Origin of the sequence: Pedobacter jeongneungensis (genome assembly GCF_039538295.1) — a bacterium.
GTDB classification, from domain to species: domain Bacteria; phylum Bacteroidota; class Bacteroidia; order Sphingobacteriales; family Sphingobacteriaceae; genus Pedobacter; species Pedobacter jeongneungensis.
The window spans coordinates 1-1,476 of record NZ_BAABBY010000032.1 but is presented as its reverse complement, the minus strand read 5'-3'; the positions used below and the strand labels follow the sequence as shown (position 1 = coordinate 1,476).

1 protein-coding gene is annotated in these 1,476 nt (G+C 44.2%); it reads right to left on the bottom strand.

All coding sequences use genetic code 11. From position 1 onward, the window contains the following. Window positions 1-309: 309 nt before the first annotated feature. Window positions 310-1,386, bottom strand: a complete 1,077-nt coding sequence (locus ABD769_RS24890; RefSeq protein ID WP_344854069.1) for an IS110 family RNA-guided transposase — start codon at window positions 1,384-1,386, stop codon at window positions 310-312. Window positions 1,387-1,476 lie beyond the last annotated feature (90 nt).

Here is a 1,476-nt window from a genome sequence, read left to right as displayed (position 1 = left end):
AAAATAAACCTCCTATGAATAAAACTCTTTTTCAAGTGGCTTTGGAATCTTTTTCTTTTTTTATGGGCAAAAGAGGTTCCCTGTCCTGAGAATTTGCGGTTTTTGTTTAGTTAAATTAACGCCTCTCAGAAGCTTTTTTTATAAAGGTATAAAACTTAGCTATATCCTCCTATTAGCGGTCTTAAATTTGCCGCAAGTATTTATTAATAATTCAGTTAAAAGATAGCCGCACACTGATTAAAGCAGGTTTACCCCCTGCAAGGTTTAGAAAGCAGTCTATCATATCTTTACAGCTAGTTTTTGTTTTTTTTATTTCACAAGCCCGGTCACATATGGTGCCCGGTCATTCCAGACATGCCTTACCCTGGAAAGCAGTTTTCTCGCTATCTTGATTATGGCCCGTCTGGAACCAACCCTTGCTGTCCATCTGCTATAGCATATTGTAAGGGCCGGATCTGTTCTTACCGCTACCCAGGCAGCCTCGACAAGCATATACCTCAGGCGGCGGTGCTGTCTTGTGGTTATGCTTCCCTTTCTGTCGTTCTCGCCTGTGGAATGCTGCATTGGGCATAACCCTACAAATGAATTGAGCCTGTCGAATTTTTCAAAACGGGAGATATCACCGATTTCAACAATCAGCACAGCTGCTGTTACGGGGCCTATCCCCGGAATAGAGCAGAGTAGCCTTGAGATAGTATGGTAGCGTGCTTTACCCATTAGCTTCCGCATCTCTCTTAGTGTATCCAGTTTTTGGGTCCTGATGGCTTCCATTATAGAAAGCTGCCTGTCCAGCACGATGCGGATGCTCGGCTCTCCACAGCTGGCCTCTTTTAGCCATGCCACAAATGCCCTACTCCAATTGGCCTTTGCGAATCTCTGCGGTATCTCAATCCCCATCAAACGAAGAAGGCCCTTTATCCTGTTTTTTGACCTGGTAAGGTCATTACTATATCGCTCGTTGAGCCGCACCAGCTGCCTGTCGGCTTCAAGTTCGGGGTCAGGAATATAAACCCCTTCCAATTGCCCGGCCTGAAGTGCTTCGGCTATCCGCCTGGAATCATTCCTGTCATTTTTGTTCTTGGTGCCCTTATCCGTCCGGGGAACATCTGCAGCATTCACCGCAATACAGTTTACAGACCGGGCAGCAAAAGCACGCTGTATCCAGAATCCACAGAAACCGCTTTCGTAAGCGCATTCATAGTGCGCTTGTGGATAATTAGTTGAAAGAAAATTCCACAGCCCTTCAACAGATGGAGGTGACTGGACGAAGCTTTTCAGGTACTGTTTCCCTAAATAGAGTGAAACAGTCCAGCTTTTCAGGTGCACATCGATGCCACAGCTTATCGTATGACCGCTAAAATCTAATTTTTCTGCTAAATTTGTCATGATCTTAGTTCTCTTGTTTGTTTAAATTTAACAATTGTGGCTGCTAAAGACCACTTGAACTAAGATCACTTTTATTACATAGATACTGAT

What these genes read in the sequence shown, in the direction of transcription:
- ABD769_RS24890 (WP_344854069.1), bottom strand. Translation starts at nt 1,386, where the DNA reads ATGACAAATTTAGCAGAAAAATTAGATTTTAGCGGTCATACGATAAGC.